General features: G+C 34.4%; 24 protein-coding genes and 1 pseudogene. 8 read left to right on the forward strand and 17 right to left on the reverse strand.

The features are described from left to right. Nucleotides 1-112: 112 nt before the first annotated feature. The 6 genes from AAGD79_RS01195 to AAGD79_RS01220 form a co-directional block, all read right to left on the reverse strand. Nucleotides 113-2,929, reverse strand: coding sequence for a hypothetical protein (locus AAGD79_RS01195; RefSeq protein WP_410541944.1), 2,817 nt, complete (start codon nt 2,927-2,929; stop codon nt 113-115). Then, a complete protein-coding gene (locus tag AAGD79_RS01200; RefSeq protein ID WP_341811455.1) occupies nt 2,910-5,264 on the reverse strand; it encodes a type VI secretion protein in 2,355 nt (784 codons plus the stop codon). Before AAGD79_RS01200 ends, AAGD79_RS01195 begins: the two co-directional genes overlap by 20 nt. 44 nt (nt 5,265-5,308) lie before the next feature. Beyond that, nucleotides 5,309-5,683: a hypothetical protein gene (locus AAGD79_RS01205; protein WP_341811629.1), complete on the reverse strand. Its 375-nt coding sequence runs from the start codon at nt 5,681-5,683 to the stop codon at nt 5,309-5,311. Nucleotides 5,684-5,777: 94 nt separating this feature from the next. Then, nucleotides 5,778-7,028, reverse strand: a complete 1,251-nt coding sequence (locus tag AAGD79_RS01210) for a hypothetical protein (RefSeq protein WP_341811456.1) — start codon at nt 7,026-7,028, stop codon at nt 5,778-5,780. Nucleotides 7,029-7,151: 123 nt separating this feature from the next. Continuing rightward, nucleotides 7,152-8,180 (reverse strand): nitronate monooxygenase, encoded by a 1,029-nt coding sequence (locus tag AAGD79_RS01215; RefSeq protein ID WP_341811457.1) that lies wholly within the window; start codon nt 8,178-8,180, stop codon nt 7,152-7,154. 5 nt (nt 8,181-8,185) lie between these two features. Then, entirely contained in the window at nt 8,186-8,707 is a 522-nt protein-coding gene (locus AAGD79_RS01220; protein WP_341811458.1) for a cytochrome b, read from the reverse strand. An 834-nt stretch (nt 8,708-9,541) separates the two neighbouring features. Between AAGD79_RS01220 and AAGD79_RS01225 the strand changes: the two genes are divergently transcribed. Genes AAGD79_RS01225 through AAGD79_RS01235 form a run of 3 tightly spaced genes read left to right on the forward strand, consistent with a single transcriptional unit; the run spans nt 9,542 to nt 11,479 of the window. After that, a complete protein-coding gene (locus tag AAGD79_RS01225) occupies nt 9,542-10,738 on the forward strand; it encodes a phosphoglycerate kinase (RefSeq protein ID WP_341811459.1) in 1,197 nt (398 codons plus the stop codon). A 49-nt stretch (nt 10,739-10,787) separates the two neighbouring features. Continuing rightward, entirely contained in the window at nt 10,788-11,075 is a 288-nt protein-coding gene (locus AAGD79_RS01230; protein ID WP_012673373.1) for a hypothetical protein, read from the forward strand. After that, nucleotides 11,072-11,479, forward strand: coding sequence for an EndoU domain-containing protein (locus AAGD79_RS01235; RefSeq protein ID WP_341811460.1), 408 nt, complete (start codon nt 11,072-11,074; stop codon nt 11,477-11,479). Before AAGD79_RS01230 ends, AAGD79_RS01235 begins: the two co-directional genes overlap by 4 nt. On the opposite strand, the pseudogene AAGD79_RS01240 reads toward AAGD79_RS01235, so the two are convergent. Both AAGD79_RS01240 and AAGD79_RS01245 read right to left on the reverse strand, forming a co-directional pair. Then, nucleotides 11,392-12,252, reverse strand: a pseudogene (locus AAGD79_RS01240) (IS630 family transposase). The gene AAGD79_RS01235 and the pseudogene AAGD79_RS01240 sit on opposite strands and share 88 nt — an antisense overlap. 383 nt (nt 12,253-12,635) lie before the next feature. After that, the gene (locus tag AAGD79_RS01245; RefSeq protein ID WP_238514577.1) at nt 12,636-12,797 is read right to left on the reverse strand and encodes a hypothetical protein; all 162 of its coding nucleotides are present in this window, start codon (nt 12,795-12,797) and stop codon (nt 12,636-12,638) included. A 138-nt stretch (nt 12,798-12,935) separates the two neighbouring features. Between AAGD79_RS01245 and carB the strand changes: the two genes are divergently transcribed. The 4 genes from carB to AAGD79_RS01265 all read left to right on the forward strand — a co-directional run bounded on the left by carB (nt 12,936) and on the right by AAGD79_RS01265 (nt 17,134). Next, nucleotides 12,936-16,163, forward strand: coding sequence for a carbamoyl-phosphate synthase large subunit (gene carB / locus AAGD79_RS01250; protein WP_341811461.1), 3,228 nt, complete (start codon nt 12,936-12,938; stop codon nt 16,161-16,163). 164 nt (nt 16,164-16,327) lie between these two features. Further along, nucleotides 16,328-16,543, forward strand: a complete 216-nt coding sequence (locus tag AAGD79_RS01255) for a hypothetical protein (protein WP_006279709.1) — start codon at nt 16,328-16,330, stop codon at nt 16,541-16,543. Further along, nucleotides 16,540-16,800, forward strand: coding sequence for an IS110 family transposase (locus AAGD79_RS01260; protein ID WP_010082049.1), 261 nt, complete (start codon nt 16,540-16,542; stop codon nt 16,798-16,800). The genes AAGD79_RS01255 and AAGD79_RS01260 overlap by 4 nt, the downstream gene beginning before the upstream one ends. After that, on the forward strand, nt 16,751-17,134 hold the full coding sequence (locus AAGD79_RS01265) for a hypothetical protein (RefSeq protein ID WP_227738615.1): 384 nt from the start codon (nt 16,751-16,753) through the stop codon (nt 17,132-17,134). The genes AAGD79_RS01260 and AAGD79_RS01265 overlap by 50 nt, the downstream gene beginning before the upstream one ends. A 174-nt stretch (nt 17,135-17,308) precedes the next feature. Here the strand turns inward: AAGD79_RS01265 and AAGD79_RS01270 are convergent, their stop codons facing one another. The 9 genes from AAGD79_RS01270 to AAGD79_RS01310 all read right to left on the reverse strand — a co-directional run bounded on the left by AAGD79_RS01270 (nt 17,309) and on the right by AAGD79_RS01310 (nt 23,075). Next, nucleotides 17,309-18,289 (reverse strand): SGNH/GDSL hydrolase family protein, encoded by a 981-nt coding sequence (locus AAGD79_RS01270; protein WP_010082050.1) that lies wholly within the window; start codon nt 18,287-18,289, stop codon nt 17,309-17,311. A gap of 140 nt (nt 18,290-18,429) precedes the next feature. After that, a complete protein-coding gene (rpoD, locus tag AAGD79_RS01275) occupies nt 18,430-20,355 on the reverse strand; it encodes an RNA polymerase sigma factor RpoD (RefSeq protein ID WP_341811462.1) in 1,926 nt (641 codons plus the stop codon). A gap of 138 nt (nt 20,356-20,493) precedes the next feature. Further along, a complete protein-coding gene (locus tag AAGD79_RS01280) occupies nt 20,494-20,805 on the reverse strand; it encodes a cation:proton antiporter subunit C (RefSeq protein ID WP_006279706.1) in 312 nt (103 codons plus the stop codon). Continuing rightward, nucleotides 20,802-21,221: a Na(+)/H(+) antiporter subunit B gene (locus AAGD79_RS01285; RefSeq protein WP_341811463.1), complete on the reverse strand. Its 420-nt coding sequence runs from the start codon at nt 21,219-21,221 to the stop codon at nt 20,802-20,804. Before AAGD79_RS01285 ends, AAGD79_RS01280 begins: the two co-directional genes overlap by 4 nt. Further along, nucleotides 21,214-21,741: a DUF4040 domain-containing protein gene (locus AAGD79_RS01290; RefSeq protein WP_015589497.1), complete on the reverse strand. Its 528-nt coding sequence runs from the start codon at nt 21,739-21,741 to the stop codon at nt 21,214-21,216. Before AAGD79_RS01290 ends, AAGD79_RS01285 begins: the two co-directional genes overlap by 8 nt. Before the next feature lies 1 nt (nt 21,742). Next, nucleotides 21,743-22,030: a monovalent cation/H(+) antiporter subunit G gene (gene mnhG, locus AAGD79_RS01295; RefSeq protein WP_006279703.1), complete on the reverse strand. Its 288-nt coding sequence runs from the start codon at nt 22,028-22,030 to the stop codon at nt 21,743-21,745. Nucleotides 22,031-22,036: 6 nt separating this feature from the next. Continuing rightward, the gene (locus tag AAGD79_RS01300; RefSeq protein WP_007548527.1) at nt 22,037-22,282 is read right to left on the reverse strand and encodes a monovalent cation/H+ antiporter complex subunit F; all 246 of its coding nucleotides are present in this window, start codon (nt 22,280-22,282) and stop codon (nt 22,037-22,039) included. Nucleotides 22,283-22,310: 28 nt separating this feature from the next. Continuing rightward, a complete protein-coding gene (gene rpoZ, locus AAGD79_RS01305; RefSeq protein WP_341811464.1) occupies nt 22,311-22,718 on the reverse strand; it encodes a DNA-directed RNA polymerase subunit omega in 408 nt (135 codons plus the stop codon). A gap of 60 nt (nt 22,719-22,778) precedes the next feature. Next, entirely contained in the window at nt 22,779-23,075 is a 297-nt protein-coding gene (locus AAGD79_RS01310; RefSeq protein ID WP_341811465.1) for a helix-turn-helix transcriptional regulator, read from the reverse strand. A gap of 435 nt (nt 23,076-23,510) precedes the next feature. On the opposite strand from AAGD79_RS01310, the gene purE reads away from it, so the two are divergent. Beyond that, a complete protein-coding gene (gene purE / locus AAGD79_RS01315) occupies nt 23,511-24,002 on the forward strand; it encodes a 5-(carboxyamino)imidazole ribonucleotide mutase (RefSeq protein WP_006280351.1) in 492 nt (163 codons plus the stop codon). Nucleotides 24,003-24,007 lie beyond the last annotated feature (5 nt).

Here is a 24,007-nt window from a genome sequence, read left to right on the forward strand (position 1 = left end):
AAAGTACCCTCCTTACATTCGTTATACCTTTTTGTTAAGATACACCATTTACTACATGCTTTACTTTAATTAATTATTAAAACGAGAGCATAATTTTCAGAGTTATATCTTTTTACCTTAACAATTCTTTTTTGACTTCCTCTTTAATTATCCCACTTATATTCACTTTAAGATCCCCTACCCAAAAATCAGTCATAGTTTCAAGATCGTATAGATCCTCTATTACTTTTTTAATAGCAGCATTTATTTCTTCTTCGTCAAATTCCTTTATAATAGGTCTAATCTTCACATACCCTGGAGAGCCTTTACCATAAATTCCTTTGCTTTTATTAATGCAGCCACCTGCACCAGATCTACTGCTTCTCAAACCACTTCCACACTCTACTGTTTCATACTTGATTTCACCATTTTCTATATATGCTATTTTATTGTCTTGTGTAGACTTCAGTTTATCTGCCTTTACAATTTTCTCCTCTAGCTTTAAATCTTGCTTATGAATTACTGTTTCCTCATAACCCTTACCACCGTATGTTCTATACTCACCTCCACCTGCAACAGTAATCAGTTGCTGGCAATGTTGCTTCTGCGAATTGCACATTTCTATGAAAACAGGTCCCCCGTCCTTATCTGAGAGGTTACTTTCCTGGTTACCCCCTCCCTCTGTGACTTGCACCTTAATTATAGGATAATTAGGATCGATTTTCAGTTTAGCTTTAATATAATCTCCTGGCATCCCTACTCTGCTTTCAGTAGAATGGCATTTTTGATTGTCACAGCCACTACCTTGTATATGACCTGCTTCACCACTTCCCCACGCTTCTATTTTAATACGATCAAATTTTATTGATAAGTCATCTGTATAAACATCTTTATTTTTATGATCATAGGATTTTTCATTATTTTTTTCAAGATCTGGTTTCTTATTTTTCAGATGTTCCTTGATTATCTCTTTTAATTTTTCTTTTAATTTCTTTTTGAGACCTTCTAAATCGAACCTACACAATTTATCAGCGTAAAAGACCTCCGTTCTGTTTGCTTTAATTGGTGCTTCTTGTTGTGTGACAACGCCATTTGTATTTTGTGAAATCTTTGTATAAAAAGGTTGAGTGTTTTCTTTGTCTACATATCGTGTTGAACGGCTGCATGTTCCATTAAAGCAGATACAACCATCATCACCTTGATTACATTTTTCTCTATGCTCTACATCCGTCAATTTGTATACTACTTTCAGTCCTTTACTAGATTTAAATGTATCGTCTATCTCATCATTTCTTTTTACACAGTAACTGCATTCTCCCTTCTTCTGCTCATTTTCATCAGGGAAGAAAACATACCCTTGTTTATTGAATATTATTTTATCTAACTCACTCTGATCTCTGTTTAAGAGATCGGCTCTTTTATTTTCCTTGCTCGGAAGATAATAGAACTGATTTGATTCCTTGGAGTAAACAGCATTGTATTTAGTATATCTTGTTCCCATTAATTTTAGTGGTATTATTTTATTTTCTCTTTTAAGAACAAACTCCTCTGGTTCTGGCTGCCATCCAGAAAGACAAAGCATTTTACTGTTAGAATTTCCTTTATACTTTACTTCTATTTCCGGCTGCCCAGAGTTATTAAATTCACATTGAATAGATTTGTCTTTTAACTTTTTCTCAAAATCATTAAAACTATAAAAACTTCCGCCTTTAGAACATTTAATTTGCACATCAGGAACATAGCCATATTCTTTCAGAACTTTAAATTGTTGCGGATTACTTTCTAATATACCTTCTATAATATTATCAATATTACTATCAGTTGTTTTTGCTACTATTGCTGGTTTTACTACTTTTAAAGATAGGGGGCCAATGTTTATAGGATGGTTGAGGTCAGTATTAACATTAAAAGTACAGGAACCATTACTATAGGTTCCATGTGCTTTAGCACAAGTGCTCTCACTCATCTTCATTTCTACTTTCAATGTATTTGCATTTACTATCTCCACTATCTCAGGTTCTGGAGCAGGTGGTGCAGGAAAACAGCGGATGAACTGTGGATTGTTTTCATCTATACTTTGAGTTCCAAGGTATTCAGCGCAGAGCTTATCTTTTTCTCTATAAGTTTTGAAGTAGTACGTGATGCCATCTTTGTCTAAAATAGAGCGCCACTCAGCTTTATTTTCTCCATACCCTTTAGGGAAATCTAATTTTTCTCCAATCTCTCCGTCTTTTCCTTTCAGATCACCAATGATTACCTTAACCTTAGGATTAAAGTAATCATTGTCTTTATCTGTTATAGGAACAATTCTAACTTGTGGAAGCGACATTGCAAGTTGTTCACAAAATGGAGGGGGGCCAGGTGCAAGTGGAACAGGAGCACATTTTACTGCCGTTTGGTAGCAGGTATCACAGACTTTTTCCATCTCCCCAGGACGGAAAATATTCTCACCCGAAAATACTCTAGAACCCCATGAAGAAATTCCTGACATACAAGCCCCTTTTTGACTGCAAGCACATATTTTAGGAGAGTTAGCGAATCTTCTTTTTTCCTCATCAGTAACACCGTCTGCCCATTCCCATTTAAGACCCCGAGCAATTTCTCCTCCAGCTTTTGTTTTATCTCCTTCCCAGTCGATAAAAGCTGCAGCAGAAACTCCAGCTCCTGTACCTTGCGTTCCATATATCTGGCGGCAGGATTCCCCACTTTGTAAGTCATAACAATAACTTTGTCCATCATAAGCACATACTCTAATTTTGGGATTAAAGTAACCATCAACTCCTTGATCTTTTATTGCTTGCACCTTAATTTCCTTTACCCAATCTCCACCAACTATTGCTTCCCAACAAGTATTACTTTCTACAAATGTTGGACAATCAGCATATCCTTGATACGAAAGACCAAGTATCAAAAAAAATATCAATAAGAAATTAAGCCTTACACTTCTCATAAAATACCGGTAACCACTCATTAACTTCTTCTCCTTTTTCCTTTATTGCCTCGTACATATACTTTATTGTCTCTTTGTTAGCTGAAAGTACATGTATTTCTTGCATATTCTTTAAATCTAAATTTAAAGTTACTAATCCTTTATACTGTTTTATCAAAAATAAACCTTCCTGCGTTGGCGTCTGCAGAATTATATTCAGCTCCTCTTTTGATAAAGAAAATGCTTTCATGTATAATCTATTTGCATTGACGTTCGGCATCAAGATTCTTGTATCAACATGTTTATCTAAATATTGAGTAAATTTGCTAGCAAATGCGAGATTTAAATTTTCAGTACTTAGGATTACTACAACATTTAGTTCCGTCATTCTTTGCATCCAGTTATCAAACTCTTTCTCTGTAGGAAAAATATTACTTATCTCCCATGCTTCATCCAAAACAAGTATTGCAGGCGAGCCATCACATTTTGCCTCAAAAGAATATAAAAAATAGTAAAGTATCACGGACATACATTCCTTTTGTTTTGTAAGGTTTGCGGTGTTGAGAGATATAATTTTTGTTTCCCAGTCAATATCTGATTCATTACCATCTTGAAATAAGTAAGCAAAGTCACCATCGTCACACCATCTACTTATCTTACCCCCAAGGAGCAAGAGCACCTCAGAAATTTGTGAAATAGAACGTGATTCCTTGGGTATAGCAAATATAGAATCCACAATTTTTCTTATCTTTTCTTCTACGTCCACCAAGCTCGTATCGGCTACCATTCTTCTGATCAGTTCAACCAACATATTGCGATTGGAAGCACTATCTTCAATGTTTAGTGGATTAAATTTTAGGCTTTTGTCCTTATATTTTGGATCGATTATGTAATATTTACCACTCACTGCTTTAGTAAAAATTATTGATTTTCCAGTGTTATCCAATATGACAATTCTTGGGTTAAACTTTCTTGATTCTGATAATAGAAAATTAATGAGTGAAGTTCTGCCTGAATTTGGAGCTCCGAGTATCGTAGTATGGCCATTATTTCTTTTTCCATGAAAATTAAAGAAGTAAGGATTTCCTTTTTTTGAGAAAAAAATCATTACCGCTTCTTTCCACCTTCTTCCTTTTAATGTACCTGACGTAAAATCGTGCAGCATAGCAAAGCTGCAAGCGTATTTTGTTAAGATATTTTTCGGTTGCGTAATAAAAGCAAAATTGCCTGGAAGTTGTGCCCAAAAATGACTTTCCATATGTAAATCAGTTCTAAACATCATGAAGCCAACTAATGACATTATAGAAGATAAATCACTAATACTTTCAGCTAACTTATTCCTATCATCTGCAAATATTGTAAAAATAATTTTCTGTTGGCAGAAGTCTATACTAGAGGTCTTTTCAAGCTCTATTATTTCTTCAATTCCTGAGCTTTTAAGTAAGGTATTATCCTCACTAATTTGCAGCATGTTGATTTGTTTTTTAAATTCTTTTATTGCTTTGTTATTACTAGTAAATATCATTATTTCTGTAATGATAAATTCAGATTCAAGCTGCAAGCATCTATCTATATTACCTAAAGAGATTTCCCGGTATTCTTTTATGCTGAAAATAGAGCCAAATTTCTGTTGATTTTCAAATATTGTTTGAAACGTATTGAAACCAAAAGCTATTTTAAAATTTCTAATATATTGCGACAGGTCCCTTTCATGTATTGGATAATCTTTGTGCGTTAATGTAACAATATAGTGGAGAAATTCTATCATTTCAGAATATATTTTACCTTTACTAAACCTTAGACTCAGTTTTTTAGCTCCAAAAGGTCCTAAATCATTTTGAATTACGTCAGTTATCTTTTGCAACTCCTGATGGCTTTCTTGTAAAGACAACTTATGCTTATTCTTTATTCTATTGAAAAAAAACGAATTATTAGTATGCTTGCCAAAATCGCTAAACAATATTACAATGTATAGTTCATTTATATACTGTAATTTACTATCAGTTAGTTTATTAAACCACGTTGAATGTAGGTTGTCAGAGAAGTCTTCAGTTTTATTCCATTTCAAGCTCAGTTTATTGCGCTTTCTAACGGTATGAATCCAAACGGTAAAACACAGGCTATTAATATTTTTTGATATGCTTTTTCTAATTTCAGTTCTGAGGTCGCTGTAGTTATCAACAGAAGAATAATCTTCTAACTTGATTATTTTTAACAATTCTCCCTGTTTTGTTAGTATGGTTTCTTCATCGTAATGACAAGCATAAGGAACAAAATCTAAATCAATGCTTTCTAGTAATGCTAAGTTGTTCTTTTTTTTAAGCTTAGAGTTAACTGTTGGTACTTTTAACTGCATATGCGTATTCAATAAAGGTAATTAAAAAAGATAAAAATACTATCTTAATTTTTATCTTTTTTTTCGCTATCGGATTGTAATTTTATATCTTTTGCAAAGTTAAATTTTTCTTTTAAGTAGTCTGTTGCCTTTTCTGTACTACCGAACATCAGGACCAGTACACCAAACATTATCATAAAAAGGATTAGACCTCTGAACACTACTGCAAGTATCACTGCAGCTATACACAACCCTATGATTGTTGAAGGACTCATATTTTCTACAGTATCTTTAACTGAAAATGAAGAAATAAAATTTTTTACCGTTTCTTGTATACCCTTTAATTCATCACTCGCCGAACTTGCTTCGCTAGAATATGATGCAAAAATGAAACTTAATAAGGCTATAAAAACCAAAACTTTATTCAATTGAATGCGCATCAACTAAACACCTTTTAAACATTCCTCAAATATAACAACTTTTATATCAATAGGCAAGAACTGAATTCACTTATCCACTACAAGTAACACATATTTAATTTTTACCGCTGTGAACATGCTGTAAGCTCTTATCATCAACAAGAGGACTCACATTAATGGATGTTAATTTACTTGATAGGAAGTTTGAATGCAATTCAGCTACTGCTGCTATAGCAAGCACTGCAACCATAGCAAGTAGTCCTGCTCCTATCAATCCTGATGTCATTGCTCCTGCAACAATGCACCCTATTGTGGAGAGAGCACAACCTGCTACAAGTGCAACGTGAAGATTTCTGTTATTGGGTTGGTTTTTAAGTAGGATATCTTTCTTAACTTGATCTGGATTTGCTTGACCATCTGAGTTTTCATTTTCTTGCATTTTTGGCTCTTTTTTTACAGTCTGCTCTGGCTGCACTTGAGTCTCGTTTTCTTTTGGGGATTCCAAATTTGATTCTAATAACTCAGTTTTTTCTCCACCCTCTGGTTGTAAGCCATTATCTTCTTCAACAGAGCTCAATGGTGAGTTTAAACTTTCCTCAGATGAAGTGCTTGCTATTGATGTTAAACTGTTTTTTCTACTATTTATTGGTGATATCGAGTTTTTTTCACTCAGTCCAGGTGAGTCTATTCCACTATCTGAGTCATTGCCACTACTGAGTTTAGAAGTTTGCTTCTCCTCTATTTCTTTCACAACCTTGCTATATTTTTCAAACACTTCCTCTGTAACAGAGGAATTACTAAGTATTTTATTATCACCACTTTTTTTCTCAGCTACATTCAAGGGTGTTTCTTGTGTGTTGTTTTGCTCTTCAATATGTTTTAGCTGCATTTGATCTTCAATATTTTCTTCAACAGCATTTGGTATTGAGCTTACACTGCTGCTCCTGTTAGTAATATCCAAAATTGTTTGTACTATTGCTGCCTTTTTTTTTGAGTCTAGTTTTTTTGACTCTGTTATTTCTGCTTTCAACGCTGGAAGAAAGTGTTGGATATAATTATTATAATGTTCTCTTTTTTTCCCCACTGATTTTTCTAACTCAGCTAATGCTTCAGGACTAGTTCCTTGCTTGGATGACTCTAAGTGTTTTGCAATAGCCTGCTCATTTTGTCGTTCTCTCAATATTTTTTCCAATTCAGCCAATGTTTTAGGACTAGCTCCCTGCTTGAACAACCTTTTGCATTCTTTGGAAGTCTCATCTTGATTTTCTTGATAATTTTCTGCTGTTACCTTTTTGTATATAGTGTTGCTCAATTGTTGGTTAATATCTCCTTCCTTACTCTTAGGTTTTTTAAAGGGACTGTGCATAACATTCCTCCATACATAATAAAATGTATAGATACCTCTTTAGCGTTAATTTTACATTAAAACTGGGCAATTATGCCATATTATAAATAATTGCGGCAACTTGCTTATTGGAAGGTCGCTTAACTATTTGCTTTCTGGGCTTTCTACTTCTACAGATTTGCTATTAATATGATTCTTTGCTTGTTGAACTAACATATCCACTACTTCTTTTACAGGCTTTTCCCTATCAACCATGCCAACACTTTGGCCGGCCATTAAAGATCCTGTTTCAACATCTCCTTCAATCACTGCCCTTTTTAAAGCTCCAGCCCAGAACTTTTCTATTTCAAGCTGCCCATCTTCTTTTGAGATCTGTCCCTTTTGGTATTCATCAATAACTTCTTTTTGACGCTTCATGAAGTCATCGCTTGCTTTGTTGGCTATAGCTCTTACAGGAATTACAGGAAAATCAGCACTTATCTGTACAGAAGGTATTGCATTACGTGCGGCCGATTTAATAAACACTTCCTTAAAATTTTTGTGGGCAATTGACTCATTAGTGCAGACAAATAATGTACCTATTTGACAGCCACTTGCTCCCATTTCCAGGTAATTAATTATCATTTCACCTCTTCCTATTCCACCTGCAACAAACACTGGTATTTGTTCATTTTTAAAATGAGGCAATATCTCTTGTGCAAGAACAGAAGTGCTAACTGGACCTATATGCCCACCTGCTTCCATTCCTTCTATTATTAATGCATCTACTCCCATTTTTACTAACCTTTTCGCAAGGCTTAATGCTGGTGCAAAGCACATAACTTTAATGCCCGCACTCTTGATTTTTTCTATATTAGGCTTCGTTGGCAGTCCACCGGCAAGAACTATGTGGCTCACTTTCGTTTCAATACACACATCTATCAACTCACTCAACTTTGGGTGCATAGTAATTAGGTTTACACCAAATGGCTTGTTAGTTAATTGCTGCGTCTCTATGATTTCTTTTTTTAGCAAGTCTGGAAACATTGCACCACATGCAATCACACCAAAACCACCAGCGTTTGAGATTGCTGAGACCAAGTTTCTCTCTGAAACCCAGCTCATAGCACCACCCATTATAGCAAACTCACTGCCAAGAAAATCTGTTCCTTTTTTCCAGAGGCTACTTAACATATAACCTATATCATACGTTTAAAAATGTTTTGTTTATCTATAAATGTGTGTTTTAAGGCGCCAAGTATATGTAAGATTATAAAGAGTACCATAAAATATGCAAGCATCGAATGTAGCTCGTTAGCCGTGTTAGCTAGATCTTTGTTTTGATTAATCAACAAAGGGATATGAAAAAAATATTTGATCTGTTTGCCAGAAGCAGAAGACATGACATAGCCAGATAGTGGCATTAGCACCATCAAAGAATATAAACCAAAGTGTACTGCTTTACTTATATTGATTACAAACCGAGAAAAATTTTCTGGAAGTGGTGGAACATAAGTAAAGACGCGAAAAAATATGCGTACTATGATTAATCCAAGAATAGTGATACCGCAAGCCTTATGAATAGCGTATATGTTGAACTTAATTTCATTGCTAAGTGGTAAGCTTTTCATATAAAGTCCAGAGCAAAGCATACCGATAATAAAAACAGCCATCAACCAATGGATAACCCTTAAACCTAGGCTATATTTATCGTCTTCCATTTTGATTACCGTAAAGTAGCATTTATATAATAGAAAAACTATTTTTCAATCAAAATTATTAAAGCAATTTAGATTTACCGACAATGTAGCTATACAAATTCGACCCAGCCGAGAGTCAAGTAGCAGGCACTGGCATCTAAGTCATAGAAACGGATCAAATGCAAAACTTACTTGACACCCTTCGCCAGCCCCCTTATCATGAAACTGAAGCTATTTATTTATCTTCTCTGTACAGATTAAATGACAAAAAAACTCACGTATCTGGCGTCTCATGTTTAATTTTTTGCACTATGTGCACCTTATGTCTTTATAAAATTCTAGGTTTTTACCTAATATAAGCTAAAATGCGCTTATAAAGCATTTAAAACATAAAAAAACGCCAACTTAAAAAATGGATAGTGAATAACTAGCTACCCTAGGGTTTCTTTTGCCTTTTTTTCTGTTTAGTAAATTTGTTAAACATTTATGACTAAAGGTTAGTTGCATTAAAAAGCAGCTAAATCGCGGTTATTAAGCGTTTAGAATAAAAAAACGCCATACTTGAAAGTATAATGTAAGTAATTAGCCAACCACGGGGCTTCTTTTGCCTTTTTTTTCGTTTGGTAAATTTCTTAATATTTGTAGCTAAACGACAACCGTCATCCCTGTAAAGGTCAAGTATCCCGCTACGTGTTAGCGGCTAAGAGATACCCGGCGGTATGACGGTTCGTGATGGCATGACGATAAGGTTCCAGTGTCAAGCGTTTGGCATGCAAATTTTCTTAAACGTTCGTAAACTCAAACTTTACTTTAGGTCAAACTGCTGTATAGTGGCTTTATAGCTTTAGTTTTACAATGAATATACCCAGTATAGAAAATTGTGATCTTCACAATAAAACCGTCTTACTCAGAGTTGACTTCAATGTTCCTATAAAAGATGGAGAAATTCGTGATGTCACTCGTATTTTGAGAGCATTGCCTACTATTCAGTATTTAGTGAATGCGAGTGCAAAGATTATTATTATATCACATTTCGGACGCCCAAAGGCCAGAGACAATAATCTGTCGCTAAAAAATGTAATTGACACTTTATCGCAGTTACTAAATAAAAAAGTGAAATTTATTGACGATTGCGTTGGTGAAAAAGTACAAAGAGCAGTAAGTGTTATGGATGCAGGAGATATAATATTACTAGAGAATCTAAGATTTTATGAAGGGGAAAAGGAGAATGATGCAAACTTTGCCAGACAATTAGCATCTCTAGTGGATATATATGTAAATGATGCATTTTCTTGCTCTCACAGAGCTCACGCTTCTATTTCACGCATTACAGAATTTTTACCTTCCTATGCAGGATTTTGCTTGCAAGATGAGCTAAAGTATCTTGAAAAAGCTGTATCGTTTAAAGCTAAACCTATTACTGCGATAGTTGGGGGAGCTAAAATATCAACTAAAATAAAAGTGCTTATGAAGCTAACAGAAAAGGTTAATTACCTAGTTCTAGGTGGTGCAATAGCCAATAATTTTTTGTCATTTAGCAAAGTAAATATAGGGAAATCTTTCTTTCAAAATGGTGTTGACGACCTTCTACATAATATTGTTGAAACAGCAAATAAAAACAATTGCAAAATAGTTGTGCCAGAAGACGTTCTGGTTGCAGTAAACTCTGATTACAGCACTAGTATTTCAAGAAGAACTGAGTCCATTTTGGACGGTGATATAATTTTGGATATCGGACCACAAACTTTGAGTACAATAAGCAGTATAATAGCAAGCAGTAAGACTCTGCTGTGGAATGGACCTATTGGTGTTTTTGAACATTCAGCTTTTGCAAGCGGTACAATAGGGGTAATGAAAATCGTAAGTGACTTAACGCACAAAGGAAAGTTAACCAGCATAATAGGGGGAGGCGATAGTCTATCTGCAATAAGCGCTGCAGGCCTTACCGATAAGGATTTTACATATGTTTCCACTGGTGGAGAAGCATTTTTAGATTGGTTAAGTGGCGATGAAATGCCGGGAGTTGCTGCTCTGCAAAAACGATTAGATTAAAACTTTTTTAAATTATTTCTTATAGGCTAGCTTTTTTGTGAACGTGATTATGTCGAAGACAGTTAAACTAATTTTGTGTTTAATAATACCAATAATAGGATTTATTTTTTATATTAAGGATCATTATTTTCACACCGGCTATGTAGAAGAAAATGTTGAAGTCAATTTTGAACCATTTTTCAGTTCACAACCAGCCACCGTTTCAGAATTAACTGACTTCGATAGAGGAGTGTTGAAAGTTTGTGGAGATTGGGGAGCACATCCAGATAAAGAAGATTTCAAAATTTTACTTAGTTGTCCGCAGCATCAAGAAGTAGTGAAAGGAATATATAAGTGATTACGCCAGATGCGGATTTGGAGTTACTTAAAGATGAACTGGCTAACATTTGGTTTACAAATAGTGGAAGTGAAAAAGAAACTATAGGGTTTGGACATATTTTTTGTGGTGAGCCAAACGATAAACTAGGTGGTATGCATTTTGTAGGTAGATATGTTGAAGCTCAAGAAGATAAATGGGCAGGTGCAATTTGGAATGATAAGTCCCTATGCAATAAATCAGATATTAAGCCGCCAGTTTATACATTTGGAATGAAATATTTAGGTAAGGATGGGGAAGTGAAAGTTATAGCATTTCTCATAATAGTCCGAACAGGTCATAGGAAGGCAGAATCAACAGCACGACGAAAGGATTCGAATAGAGGAATGTTTTTCCTGGCTCTGTTTTTTATAGCAAACCAATGATGCTCAATTTTGTTGAAATCTGGAGAATAAGGCGGCAGATACAAAATTTCTGCACCAACCCCTTTAGCAAGCTCGATAATCTTATCAGACTTATGAAAAGTAGCATTGTCAAGAATGACAGTCTGTCCAGGTTCCAAGATCGGTGTCAAAAATTGCTCAAACCATCCATTAAAAACATCCATATTACAGTGGCCTTCAAAGGTTAACGGAACAACTATCTTTCTTCCACTTAAGGCTGCAACCATACTGATTCGTTGAGTTTTCTTTCCAGATTTTAAGGCATAAAACCGCTGTCCTTTCTGGCAATATCCGTAGGGGGTAGTCTTCGGTGTTATCAATGCCAGACTCATCTATATACACTAAGTTTTTAGGTTCTTTTGTCGCTATAATTTTCAAAAATTCAGCACGTTTTTCTTCGTTTCTTTCCTTGTATCCATATGTCTTTTTTTGCGCGTAAATCCAATTTTTTTAAGGGCTCGATAGATCGTTTGGATACTAACGTTGTTCCAAAGTTTAGCCATTTCCGATAGAGTCTTTCCTCCGTGTTCTCTGGCAAATTTGGCAAAGGTATCCCAGTCGGTGATTTTGTGATTGTAACCCCCATTTCCAAGTTTTTTTGATTGAAAGTCTCCTGTTTCTTTTCTTCTTTGCTGCCACTCCCATAAAGTAGTTCGTCCAATCTTAAATCTTGCTGCCACTGTTTCTCTGCTTTCTCCTTCGTCTAGCGCTTCCATTGCTTTTTTTCTTAAATCATAACTATATGCTGCTGGCATTCAACCTCCTTATCATCATCTACCCTTATCCTATCACATCCGGACTTTTATGGAAAGAGCTATAAAGTTAAGTTTTCTGGATCCCAGATGGCTTTGTTGCATCGCTAGCTATGATGGATTAAAGATAAAAAAAGTAGAGAATATCAGTAGCTTATTATTCTGGTATGTATAACAAGAACGGTCAGTGAATACCTAAATTTGAGTAAAAGAAATTTCACTACCACTCACTAATCCGGCTAAAATTCAAGAATTTCAATGCTTTAGCTATTTTCAATAGAATTAAATTTATTAATATAAATAACAAGTTACTATTCTTAAATTTGATCAGATTGATTGCAAAAAAAACAAGATTTTCAATAAGTTGCTTATAATCCTAATTATAGTTAGCCTTTCATAAGTAGCGATGCAACAAAGCCATCCCAGACTGGGATGACACCTCTGGGCACTGCCGTCATAAAGGAACCAGTGTCAGCTACTTGAATGACATCATTTGCTGTGCAATTTACCTTCAAAAATGAATGTTTGTACAGCTGTGTGTCAAGCACTGGAATCTGCCACGCAAATTGCAATGTTCGTACAGTTATGCGTCAAGCCTAAAAGTAATTAGCTAATAGGTTTAATAAAAATTCACATATACAGGAAAGATTGGTAACATTACTTGAATAGAGACCGTTATTGTAATTATGCCGAAACGCACAGATATAGAATCTATATTAGTAATAGGAGCAGGCCCAATAGTTATAGGTCAGGCATGCGAGTTTGATTATTCCGGAACGCAAAGCTGTAAAGTATTAAAAAGTGAAGGTTATAAAGTCATTTTAGTTAACTCCAACCCCGCAACTATAATGACAGATCCTGAGTTTTCTGATGCAACTTATATTGAGCCGGTACTGCCTGAAATCATAGAGAAAATTATAATTAAGGAGATGCCAGATGCAATATTGCCAACAATGGGCGGGCAAACAGCGCTCAATTGTGCAATAAAACTTGCAGATGATGGAGTGTTAGACAAATACAATGTAGAATTAATAGGGGTAAATAGAGAAGCAATAAAAAAAGCAGAGGATAGAGAGTTATTCCGTCAGTCCATGGATAGAATAGGACTGAAATACCCCAAAAGTATCATTATAAAAAATCAAGAACAAATAAAAAAGGCTTTGGACTACGTTGGATTACCAGCAATCATCCGTTCATCATTCACTCTTGGTGGCGCAGGTAGTGGTATAGCATATAATAAAGAGGAGTTTTTCAATATCGCAGAAAGTGCTCTCAAAATTTCGCCAATAAATGAAGTTCAGATAGATGAATCAATTATTGGCTGGAAAGAATATGAAATGGAAGTTATCCGCGATTGTAAAGATAACTGCATAATAGTCTGTTCGATAGAAAATGTTGATCCGATGGGAGTGCACACTGGGGATAGCATAACTGTTGCTCCTGCTTTGACTCTGCGTGACGTAGAATACCAACAGATGAGAAATGCATCTATAGCAGTGCTGAGAGAAATTGATGTTAGTGCCGGTGGTGCAAATGTTCAATTTGCAGTGAATCCTAAAGAAGATGGAAGCCTCGTTGTAATTGAAATGAATCCAAGAGTTTCTCGCTCTTCTGCACTTGCTTCGAAAGCAACAGGCTATCCTATTGCAAAAGTTGTAACCAAACTTGCTATCGGCTATTCGCTCGATGAAATACGTAACGACTGCGCTCCAATAATACCAGCAGCATTCGAACCAGTGATTGATTATATCGTCACTAAAATTCCTCGATTTGAGTTTGAGAAATTTAAGGGGACGAATTGTGAATTATCAACCTCCATGAAATCAGTGGGAGAAGTGATGTCTATAGGCCGCACTTTTAATGAGTCACTACAGAAAGCTTTCCGTTCACTTGAAACTGATTTTACAGGACTTGATGAAGTATTTCCTGAGAACATTGATATTGATCACATAAAATCTCAATTAGCAAAATTGCTACCAAACAGATTACTGATTGCTGCTGACGCAATGCGCCACGGAATTAGCATAGAAGAAATAAATTCGATTACAGGATATGACTTATGGTTTCTGCAAAATATACAGCAAATCATCTTGGCTGAACAAAAAATCAAGGAAAATGGCCTTCCTGAAACTGCATATGAAATGTTAGAGCTGAAAAAAATGGGATTTTCAGATGCAAGATTGGCGAAATTAAGCAATAAGAAAGTAGAGCAAATCGAAGAAACAAGAAAAAAATTTGGCATCAAACAAGTTTATAAGCGTGTAGACACCTGTGCGGCTGAATTTGAATCGAGCACTGCTTATATGTATGGCTGCTATGAGGGAGACATTACAAATAGGACAGAATGCGAAGCGGACATTTCTGACCGAGAAAAGGTTGTCATTTTAGGAAGTGGTCCAAATCGCATTGGTCAAGGTATTGAGTTTGATTATGCATGCGTACATGCAGCTTCTGCCGCCAAAGAAATGGGGTATGAAACAATAATGATCAACTGTAATCCAGAAACTGTTTCAACTGACTACGATACCGCTGATCGTTTATATTTCGCCCCACTGATTGCAGAGGATGTGCTTGAAATACTAAGTAAAGAGCAAGAAAATGGCACACTGGTTGGTGTAATAGTTCAAATAGGTGGTCAAACGCCCTTAAAGTTAGCCAAAGTGCTTAACGAGAGAGGTTTCAAAATTCTGGGAACTCCGTTTGATTCTATTGACCTTGCAGAAGATCGCATGAGATTTAAAAACCTTGCTTTGCAACTTAATTTAAAACAACCTGAAAGTTCTATCTGCCATTCAGTAGAAGAAGCGTTAACCAACGCAGAAAAGGTGGGGTTTCCACTAGTAGTCAGGCCATCATATGTCCTCGGCGGTCAGTCTATGTCGATTAGACACGATACTCAGAGCTTTAAAGAGTACGTCTTGGATCAAACTAAAATCTTTGAGCATGGTTCGCTGCTTCTTGATAAATTTTTAGTCAATGCAGTTGAGGTTGACGTTGATGCTGTATGTGATGGGGAAAAAGTTTTCATTGCAGCGGTCATGGAGCACATTGAAGAAGCTGGTATCCACTCTGGCGATTCAACATGCTCAATACCGACAAATACATTGAGCGACGAAGTAATAAAAGAGATCAAGCTCCAAACTGAGAGAATAGCATTAGCATTAAAAGTGAAAGGTCTGATAAACATTCAGTTTGCTGTTCAAGAGAGAGATGTATACATACTTGAAGTAAATTTACGAGCTAGTAGAACCGTTCCTTTTATTTCCAAGGTAATCAATATTCCTATTGCAAAGCTTGCCACTCAGGTTATTTTGGGTAAAAAATTGAATCAGGAAAACAAGCCTTTCAATCATTTTGCAGTTAAAGCTGCTGTTTTTCCATTTACCCGCTTTGCAGGAGTGGATACTTTACTTGGTCCTGAAATGAAATCAACAGGAGAAGTGATGGGAATCGACTCATCTTTCGAAGCTGCACTTGCAAAAGTGCACATGGCTGCAGGATACAAGTTACCAACAGAAGGAGCAGCTCTGGTTTCAGTAAAAGATGATGATAAAGAGTATATATTGCCTGTTGTACGAATGTTGAAAGAACTGAGTTTTGAAATATATGCAACCAAAGGTACGGCTTTGTATCTGAACAATAACGGCATTGCTGCAAAAGCTGTAAATAAAGTGAGAGAAGGCAGACCCCACATAGTTGATATGCTCAAAGATGGAAAAATAAATCTAGTGATCAATACCTCAAAAGATGTGAAATCAGTCTCAGACAGCAAAGATATTCGCAGAACTGCTATTTTGCAAAATATAGCTTACAGTACCACAGCTTCTGGGAGTAAAGCGTTAGTGCTTGCAATTCAATATGTAAAGAATAGCAAATTGGAAGTGAAATCATTACAGCAGATACAAAACGGTTAAATATCAAAACTAGAATAATTCACTCTCAAAATGCTAAAGAGAACATAATAAAAAGATGGAAATTTTGAAGGAAATAGTATACCTAAAGAATCAACTAGCGTAATTGAACAGCCAAATGCTGCAACGAATACTCCACAATCTTACCTAGAGGACACTTCCCTTATATGTTAAGAACAAGTCTTTATAAATATCAAAGTAGTGATATTAAAGACACACAGAGAAGAGGAACCGTCACGCCCCTTGATTATAAGAATCGTTGTTCAGCAAGGTTCTCTTCTCTGGTTTATTATACTGAAAGTTCCGAACAACTGATTGAGCTTTTAGGCTCGTATATAAGGCTGGAAAATGCAGTATATGTTATTATTACGGAGGAATTATGAATTCATCAAACATTATTGCTGGCATTGATGTTAGCAAAAGTAAATTAGATCTCCACATTCACCCACTTGAGCATTATAAAATATTTGAAAACAATGTACAATCCATTGATGAAATGCTGGACTTTTTACGTTTGCATAATGTAACCAAAATTGGTCTTGAGGCAACTGGTGGATACGAAAAATTATGTGCCTATACTTTACTAAGCAATGGTTTTGAGGTGTACGTCATTCAACCAAGGTGGGAGAGACTATGCTAAAAGCCTTGGTATTACTACAAAAACTGATAAAATAGACTGCAGTATCATCTCACGTTATATTAATAATACAGATATGCGTGTTACTCCTTTAACAGTTAGTAATGGTAATATTGATTGCTTGAAACAAAAATTATCTCGTAGAAACCAACTTGTAGAAATAGCAAAAATACAAAAAACCCAAATCCAACAGGTAACTGATACATCTATAATCAAACAAATAGAGGAACTTCTTGCAATTTTACGTAATCAAATTAAAACTTTAGAAGATGAAATGATTACATTTATCGATCAAAACCAAGAGCTTAAAAGAAAATATATATCAATAACTATATAGTAGCGGGATGACGGTTTTTCAAATTGTCGGTAAATCTAAGTCAGTTTAGCTATAGGCAGCAATTTTCTGTATTTATTTTAAATTGAAGAAAGCTCAAATGAAAGATCGTGTTTTGCTAAAAATCACAGAATGCAGTCTGGTTACTATTTAAAAGGATATGTTCAAAAAACTGTGTCAAATCAACTCATACACTTCATTACCAACTTCATGATGAAGTTCCGCAGTTGGATGGAAATAATCAAAAAAGAAATAATCCTTTAGTGTTTCTTTGCTACACCCAGGGTTATAGTGAACGTCAAGTTCCCCTTTAAATATCAACTTTAAGAGTATTTTTATATTTTCTTTAAATCTCCCAACTTGGTCTGCAATGTTCGATGTGCATGCATCTTGACAATTTAAACCTTTGCTCTTGTATTCGCTAAACATACTTCTCATTTTAGAGTTAAGATCAAATGCTTTTATTTCAAGATTTGTACTTTTCTTCATATAATCTAAGCCTTTAGCCAGTTTTGCATTGAAACTCTCCGTGAGCTTTGTAGCTAGTTCCCTTGCTTCTTCATCTCTATTAAAAGCTGGTATTGAGCCAACTTCAGGTGCATTTGCAACAACTACATGCTTAACACCATGTTCATTTAGAACCTTAAGTGCATTACATATTTCACTCACTGCTTGTTCCAACACTTCTTCCGCTTTAGTATCGTCATAAGCAGTGGCAACCATAACATCATTTCCGCCGATTATGATGCAAAATAAATCTTCTTTACCTATATCTGGATGATGTTTAATTACCGCATCTAGCTGGTTAGCTAAACGAAATTTATTGAAGAAATAAGAAAAAATAGGGTCAAAAATTTCAGATGCTGTTGCATATGAAACTGCGTAATTCTGACCTTGCTGTTCGTGGCATCTCCCAAAAAATGAATAACTCCACCCAGGTTTAAATTCATCTAAATCTAAATATTTTGCTATATATTCAACAGCAGTAGGGCCATTGCTAAAAGATCTTCCTTGATAAAAAGGATCATCAAATTTTACGCTTTTTGCAAAGGATAAATTATTTAAAATTCCAATGATTGCGCCATTATCGGATAAGCTATCACCCAGAACATAAAAATTTCTATACTTTGAATTAGAATTGTCATTTTTGTTTGTCATAATATTTACCGTAGATTAGCATGTTGTTTCATTAGATTCATAGAAAAAGAAAAATAGCGGTGAAATTATACAACTTTGGCCTAACTTGCTCTCCACTTTTTCCGGGCAAAATCAGCTTCTTCTTAACTTGACACGTATACTTAAAAGAACCCTCTAAGTTTTCTAGCACGGCTTGGATGTTTCAACTTGCGCAGTGCTTTTGCCTCTATTTGCCTAATTCTCTCACGTGTTACATTAAAAATTTTTCCTACTTCTTCTAAGGTATGTTCCTTCCCATCTTTACCAAGGCCAAAACGCATTCTTAAAATTCTTTCTTCCTTTGGTGTTAAAGTTGCAAGAACATTGGTTGTAATGCCACGCAAGTCAGCAAGTATTGCAGCATCCTCTGGCCTGGAGACTCGCTTGTCTTCTATACAATCACCAAAGGTACTACTATCATCTTTTCCTGTTGGAGCTTCAAGACTTACTGGATCCCTTACTATTTTCATAACTTTGCGTATTCTTTCCAGTGGCATTGTCAGTTCTACACTCAATTCCTCTAACGTCGGCTCTCTTCCCATCTCATGAGTCATCTTTCTTAATGCTCTGTTGATTTTACTGATAATTTCCACCATATGAACTGGTATTCTAACTACTTTAGACTGCTCAGGTATTGCTCTAGTGATTGATTGTCTTACCCACCAAGTGCCATAAGTTGAAAATTTATATCCACGTTTGTAATCAAACTTATCCACGGCCTTCATAAGACCAATATTGCCTTCTTGTATCAAATCAAGCAGATCAAGGCCTCTTTTTGAATACTTCTTAGCAATGGAAACTACTAGCCTTAAGTTAGCCTTAATCATTTCTTGCTTTGCTTCAGAGACTTCTCGTTCGTGTTTTTGTATTCTCTTGATTAGCTCCTTAAATTCTTGTACGTTATCTTCCTGTATATGCTGCTTAATACCGTTCAAGGTACTAGCTATATGTTCAGAGTTATCGTCTATAAACCTTAAAAATTTGTTTTTTAATTCACCTGTAAAAGAGGACTGATTTTCATTGATCTTTAAAAGACTTATCTTTTTCAATTCGTGCTTTAAAAGCACGTCATCATAAACTTTATAGAAACTTTCTCTATCGATATCGTATTTTCTAGCCTCAGCAATAAGATTAGCCTCTTCAAGCGTAATGGATCTATTTATCTTATAAAGTTCTTGTGTAATTCTGGCAACAGCAGCATCATTTAACTTAATTTGTAATGCTATAGACCATATTTGATTATACAAATTTTCTAGCTCATTAGAGAAATTTTTAGAATTTTTTCTTAATATCAACGCTTCATTTGTTAAAGTAATTATCTCATCCAATGCAACTATGACCTTTGGCAATAAGTCACTTTCCATTTCAAGAATAGAAACATTTAAATTGACTGAACTTATATCTTCATTATTACCGTCTTTCTCATCATCACTACAGTACTCAGCATCTTCAGAAACATCCTCAGAATCCTCAACATCTTCAGCACTTTCTTCACTCTCTTCACTTTCTTCTTTGGGTACCACATTAAAATCAGAGTTATAAATTGCATCTAGATCTATAATTTCTCTCAGTAAGAGAGCTCCATTACTTAAATCATCACGCCATACTTTTATCACCTTTAATGTTACTGATGTTTCAATTATTGCACGTAACATGTTATGCTTTTCAGATTCAATTTTTTTTGCTATCTCGATTTCATCTGCCCTTGATAAAAGCTTTACGGAGCTCATGTCTTGTAAATAAATCCTCACTGGATCATCATTTTGTACTAAAGTTGCAGTAACATTTGGCGATGTGTCATCATCATCAAGTTTACTATCATCACTGTTGGAAGGAATATCTTCTTCATCTTCGCTACTTTCAAGCACATTAATTCCGGAATCCTGCAATAAAGATATAGCATCATCTATAAAGTCAGACGAAAAATTTTCATCTGATAATTTATCATTTATATCATCAAAGGTAATAAAACCACCCTTTTTTATACTCTTAGTTACCAGATCTTTGATAATTTTTTTCTTATCTTCTGCATCATTAATAGTTGACATCATTACCTTTATAGTTTATAATTTTATTTCTTATTAACAAACAAACTTACAACGAGCAAGTCTATAATTTTACTTTTAACTTGTGGCTATTTGTTACTTCATATAGTTTAAGATACTGTTAATTTATGTACACTTGTCTTAATCGATTGTTCCATACTTTTCTTCCATTTTTACTGCTATGGATAATCCAACTGAAAATGTTGCAATTCCAACCACTATAGCAGTAAGCATTAAAACATGGGGTATAGGATTGCTATATGAATAAAAATTTGAAACCAATATAGGAGGCAAGGAACTTTTTATATATCCTAGAGATATGTAAAATAACAAAACAGATGCTTGGAAGACGCTTACCCCTATCATTTTCTTGATTAAATTTTTATCGTTTATAATAATATATAAACCTAGCACCATTAATACAATAATAATCGTATAATTATATAAAGTCATTGTTTTTTCCTACGAGCAAAATTTATATATATAATTAACATAGAGGAGCAGACAGTAAATGCTACACCTAATTCCACCAAAAAAATACCTAATTTTTGACCGGTTCTATTATTGGTTAACAAGATATCATAAGATAAAAAATTTTGGCCAAGTAAAGTTGTTGCAACGCCCGTTCCTCCATAAATTAAAATACCTAACACGTTAGTCAATCTAATCACAGAATAAGGTATTGCTTTTAGAGTTGTAGATACACCAAATAGCATTGAATATAATATTATCCCGGAGTCAATAATTATTCCTGCTTGAAAACCTCCACCCGGAGTGTAATCACCGTGAAATTGTATGTATAAACCAAATAAAATGATAAAAGGTATCATCAAAAATGTTACTGCATTTAATATCGGATCTTTAATCATTTTCTTTTTCTTCTTTTAATATCAACGTTATACAAAGCGCAGCAGTAAAAACTACTATAGTTTCTCCAAACGTGTCATAACCACGAAAGCTTGCCAAAATAGCTGTCACTATATTAGGAATACCGGTAGCTTTTTCGGTATTTTCCACATAATAAGGAGCAACATGCAAGTGGATCGGAGCATTGTGGCTGCCAAAATCTGGCAATTGAATCATAAAATATGACAAACATACAGCCAGAAATAACATAAAAAAAAGCGTTATAGGGTTATGAGATAGATTTACTTTATGATTCTTTATCAAGGAGAGTGCTGCAAACGTAAAAACTGTACTGAGCCCCGCACCAACAGAAGCTTCAGTAATTGCAACATCAGGTGCATTCATAATTAAGTATATAAGCGCAATCAGTGAACTAAATACACACATTAGAACAGCACTTACGACTAAATGTCGCGAGAAAACTATAAAAACCGTAACTGTTAGTAACAACAAAAGTAACACTACATTTAATATTTCTAACACCTTAGCCTTCTTTAACAGTTTTTTTCTTAACTTTATAATGAGTGCGCGCTAAAATATAGCTATTAGTTGAGTTAGCTACCCATATTATAAAAATTAATAATACTATTTTAACAGTATTGATTGAAAATCCATTCTGCAAAGCAAAACCAATTAACAATAACGTTGCACCGCTAGAATCTGTAATACCTGCTGCATGTAACCTAGTATAGAAATCAGGAAATCTGATCACCCCTATATTTGAAATAATTATCAAACAAATACCTAAAAATATGAAAATGGATCCTATCATAAATTATCAAAACAACATTAATCTCATTAGTGCTATAGTTGATATAAAGCTAACGCTAGCATACAACAATGCTATATCAATTAAAAAAAAATTATTCAGAATGATTGATATTGCTGTTATAAGTACAACTACTTGCGTTGAGAAATTATTGAACGCTAAAACCTTATTGTACACATCATTTGACTTAGACACTATGCAACACAACATTACACTCATACAGAACAACAGTGTATAGATAGCAATGCAAATCATTTAAAGACTATGTAACTTCAGTAGATTTCTAAACGGATACTTCTTCATCGCCATCTTGATCATTTATTTCATCATCTATTTCACCATCCACTTCATAATCTTGGCTTTCTTGACTTGCATCAAGATCTGTGTTATCAGAAAAATTTAATAAATTCGCTAGCTTACTTGTATTACTGCTGTAAACATTATTCATATTTCCTTTCATGTATTCCTTGCATCTACCTACCAAAAGGCTAAACAGCTCATGAGTATCCACCTGTTTTCCTGCTATTTCATGTAAGGAAACTATGGTATTTTTATGACCTTTAAACTTAGCTGCTTGAATTGGATTACTTGCCCCTGTATTTAAATCATGTGTTCTTTGACTTGCCAACAGAACCAATTTGAAACGGTTACTTGCCCGTTCTATACACTTTTCTACAATAGACTCAGCCATAAGATACTACCTTAATAAGTTTTATACTATATCACAAAAAACAAGTTGTCAACTTTGTATCTATTGCGATTCAACTTCATGTTTTACTTTTTCTGCCTCAGATTTTATTTCTTGGCTTTCTCTCATCGTGATTGTTATCTCATGATCAAGTTTTTTTAGAAATCCTAACAATCGCTCTAAAGAAAAACCATCTATTTTACCATTTTTAATTTGCGATACCTTTGGCTGATCAATACCAAGTTTCTCAGCTGCAAAAGCCTGAGTCCAAGCATTTTTTTCTACAATTTTATTTATTATATAAAGCAACTTTGTTTTTATTCCTGCACTGTCTAAGTTATTTAACGATATTATTTCCATAATTCTTACACTCACATATCAATTAACTTTATTAAATATTATAACATGATATTAATATACTAAGATATTAATATCATGTAACTTGTCAATAATTATATGATATCAATATTTAAAACTTTAAGTTGATTATATATTAATATTTTTATCAAATTTCTAGTAATTTTAAATTACCATTTTACCATCAGTCTATCTGAAAAAACCATTTATAGAAAGAACAAGCTAAGATTACAAAGCTTGAAATACAAAAATAATTATTTTATAAATTTATCTTACATAAGAAGTTTATATCTCTATATCTTAATATAAATATTTATTTAAATTTTTAAAATTTCTATTTTAACGAGAATTCTATATATTATATTTATAATATAATTTAAATATTTGTTGCTTTTTAGCTGGAACATTATTTAGTTAGTAAGTAAAATTGTGTTGAATATGACAAAAATAAAAAAAGATGTTGCTGTTATTATGGGAAGTGAGTCAGATTACACCACTATGGTCCATACTGTTGATATGTTAAAAGCATTAGAAGTTTCACATGATATATTCATAATATCTGCACATAGAACGCCAGAAAGGCTCTTCAATTTTGCTAAATCTGCACAAGAAGAAGGTTTTAAGGTTATTATAGCTGGTGCAGGAGGTGCAGCTCATTTACCTGGTATGGTTGCGTCACTAACTTGTTTACCAGTTATCGGTGTTCCTGTGCATAGTAAACAATTAAATGGGCTGGACAGCCTACTCTCTATAGTTCAAATGCCAAAGGGTGTTCCAGTTGCAACCATGTCTATAGGAGAAAATGGAGCATATAATGCTGCCATTACTGCCGTATCTATATTGTCAATTTCCAACAGTGAAATTGCAGGTAGGTTAAAAAAGTGGAGAGAGAAACAGACCAAAGAAGTAAAAGAGAAACCAGTTTCATAATAAAT

Source organism: Wolbachia endosymbiont (group A) of Oxytorus armatus (genome assembly GCF_964027005.1).
Classification (GTDB): domain Bacteria; phylum Pseudomonadota; class Alphaproteobacteria; order Rickettsiales; family Anaplasmataceae; genus Wolbachia; species Wolbachia pipientis.

Coding starts and splice junctions, on each gene's coding strand:
- AAGD79_RS01195 (WP_410541944.1), bottom strand. CDS start 2,929: ATGAGAAGTGTAAGGCTTAATTTCTTATTGATATTTTTTTTGATACTT.
- AAGD79_RS01200 (WP_341811455.1), bottom strand. CDS start 5,264: ATGCAGTTAAAAGTACCAACAGTTAACTCTAAGCTTAAAAAAAAGAAC.
- AAGD79_RS01205 (WP_341811629.1), bottom strand. CDS start 5,683: ATGCGCATTCAATTGAATAAAGTTTTGGTTTTTATAGCCTTATTAAGT.
- AAGD79_RS01210 (WP_341811456.1), bottom strand. CDS start 7,028: ATGCACAGTCCCTTTAAAAAACCTAAGAGTAAGGAAGGAGATATTAAC.
- AAGD79_RS01215 (WP_341811457.1), bottom strand. CDS start 8,180: ATGTTAAGTAGCCTCTGGAAAAAAGGAACAGATTTTCTTGGCAGTGAG.
- AAGD79_RS01220 (WP_341811458.1), bottom strand. CDS start 8,707: ATGGAAGACGATAAATATAGCCTAGGTTTAAGGGTTATCCATTGGTTG.
- AAGD79_RS01225 (WP_341811459.1), top strand. CDS start 9,542: ATGAATATACCCAGTATAGAAAATTGTGATCTTCACAATAAAACCGTC.
- AAGD79_RS01230 (WP_012673373.1), top strand. CDS start 10,788: ATGTCGAAGACAGTTAAACTAATTTTGTGTTTAATAATACCAATAATA.
- carB (WP_341811461.1), top strand. CDS start 12,936: ATGCCGAAACGCACAGATATAGAATCTATATTAGTAATAGGAGCAGGC.
- AAGD79_RS01255 (WP_006279709.1), top strand. CDS start 16,328: ATGTTAAGAACAAGTCTTTATAAATATCAAAGTAGTGATATTAAAGAC.
- AAGD79_RS01260 (WP_010082049.1), top strand. CDS start 16,540: ATGAATTCATCAAACATTATTGCTGGCATTGATGTTAGCAAAAGTAAA.
- AAGD79_RS01265 (WP_227738615.1), top strand. CDS start 16,751: ATGGTTTTGAGGTGTACGTCATTCAACCAAGGTGGGAGAGACTATGCT.
- AAGD79_RS01270 (WP_010082050.1), bottom strand. CDS start 18,289: ATGACAAACAAAAATGACAATTCTAATTCAAAGTATAGAAATTTTTAT.
- rpoD (WP_341811462.1), bottom strand. CDS start 20,355: ATGTCAACTATTAATGATGCAGAAGATAAGAAAAAAATTATCAAAGAT.
- AAGD79_RS01280 (WP_006279706.1), bottom strand. CDS start 20,805: ATGACTTTATATAATTATACGATTATTATTGTATTAATGGTGCTAGGT.
- AAGD79_RS01285 (WP_341811463.1), bottom strand. CDS start 21,221: ATGATTAAAGATCCGATATTAAATGCAGTAACATTTTTGATGATACCT.
- mnhG (WP_006279703.1), bottom strand. CDS start 22,030: ATGATAGGATCCATTTTCATATTTTTAGGTATTTGTTTGATAATTATT.
- AAGD79_RS01300 (WP_007548527.1), bottom strand. CDS start 22,282: ATGATTTGCATTGCTATCTATACACTGTTGTTCTGTATGAGTGTAATG.
- rpoZ (WP_341811464.1), bottom strand. CDS start 22,718: ATGGCTGAGTCTATTGTAGAAAAGTGTATAGAACGGGCAAGTAACCGT.
- AAGD79_RS01310 (WP_341811465.1), bottom strand. CDS start 23,075: ATGGAAATAATATCGTTAAATAACTTAGACAGTGCAGGAATAAAAACA.
- purE (WP_006280351.1), top strand. CDS start 23,511: ATGACAAAAATAAAAAAAGATGTTGCTGTTATTATGGGAAGTGAGTCA.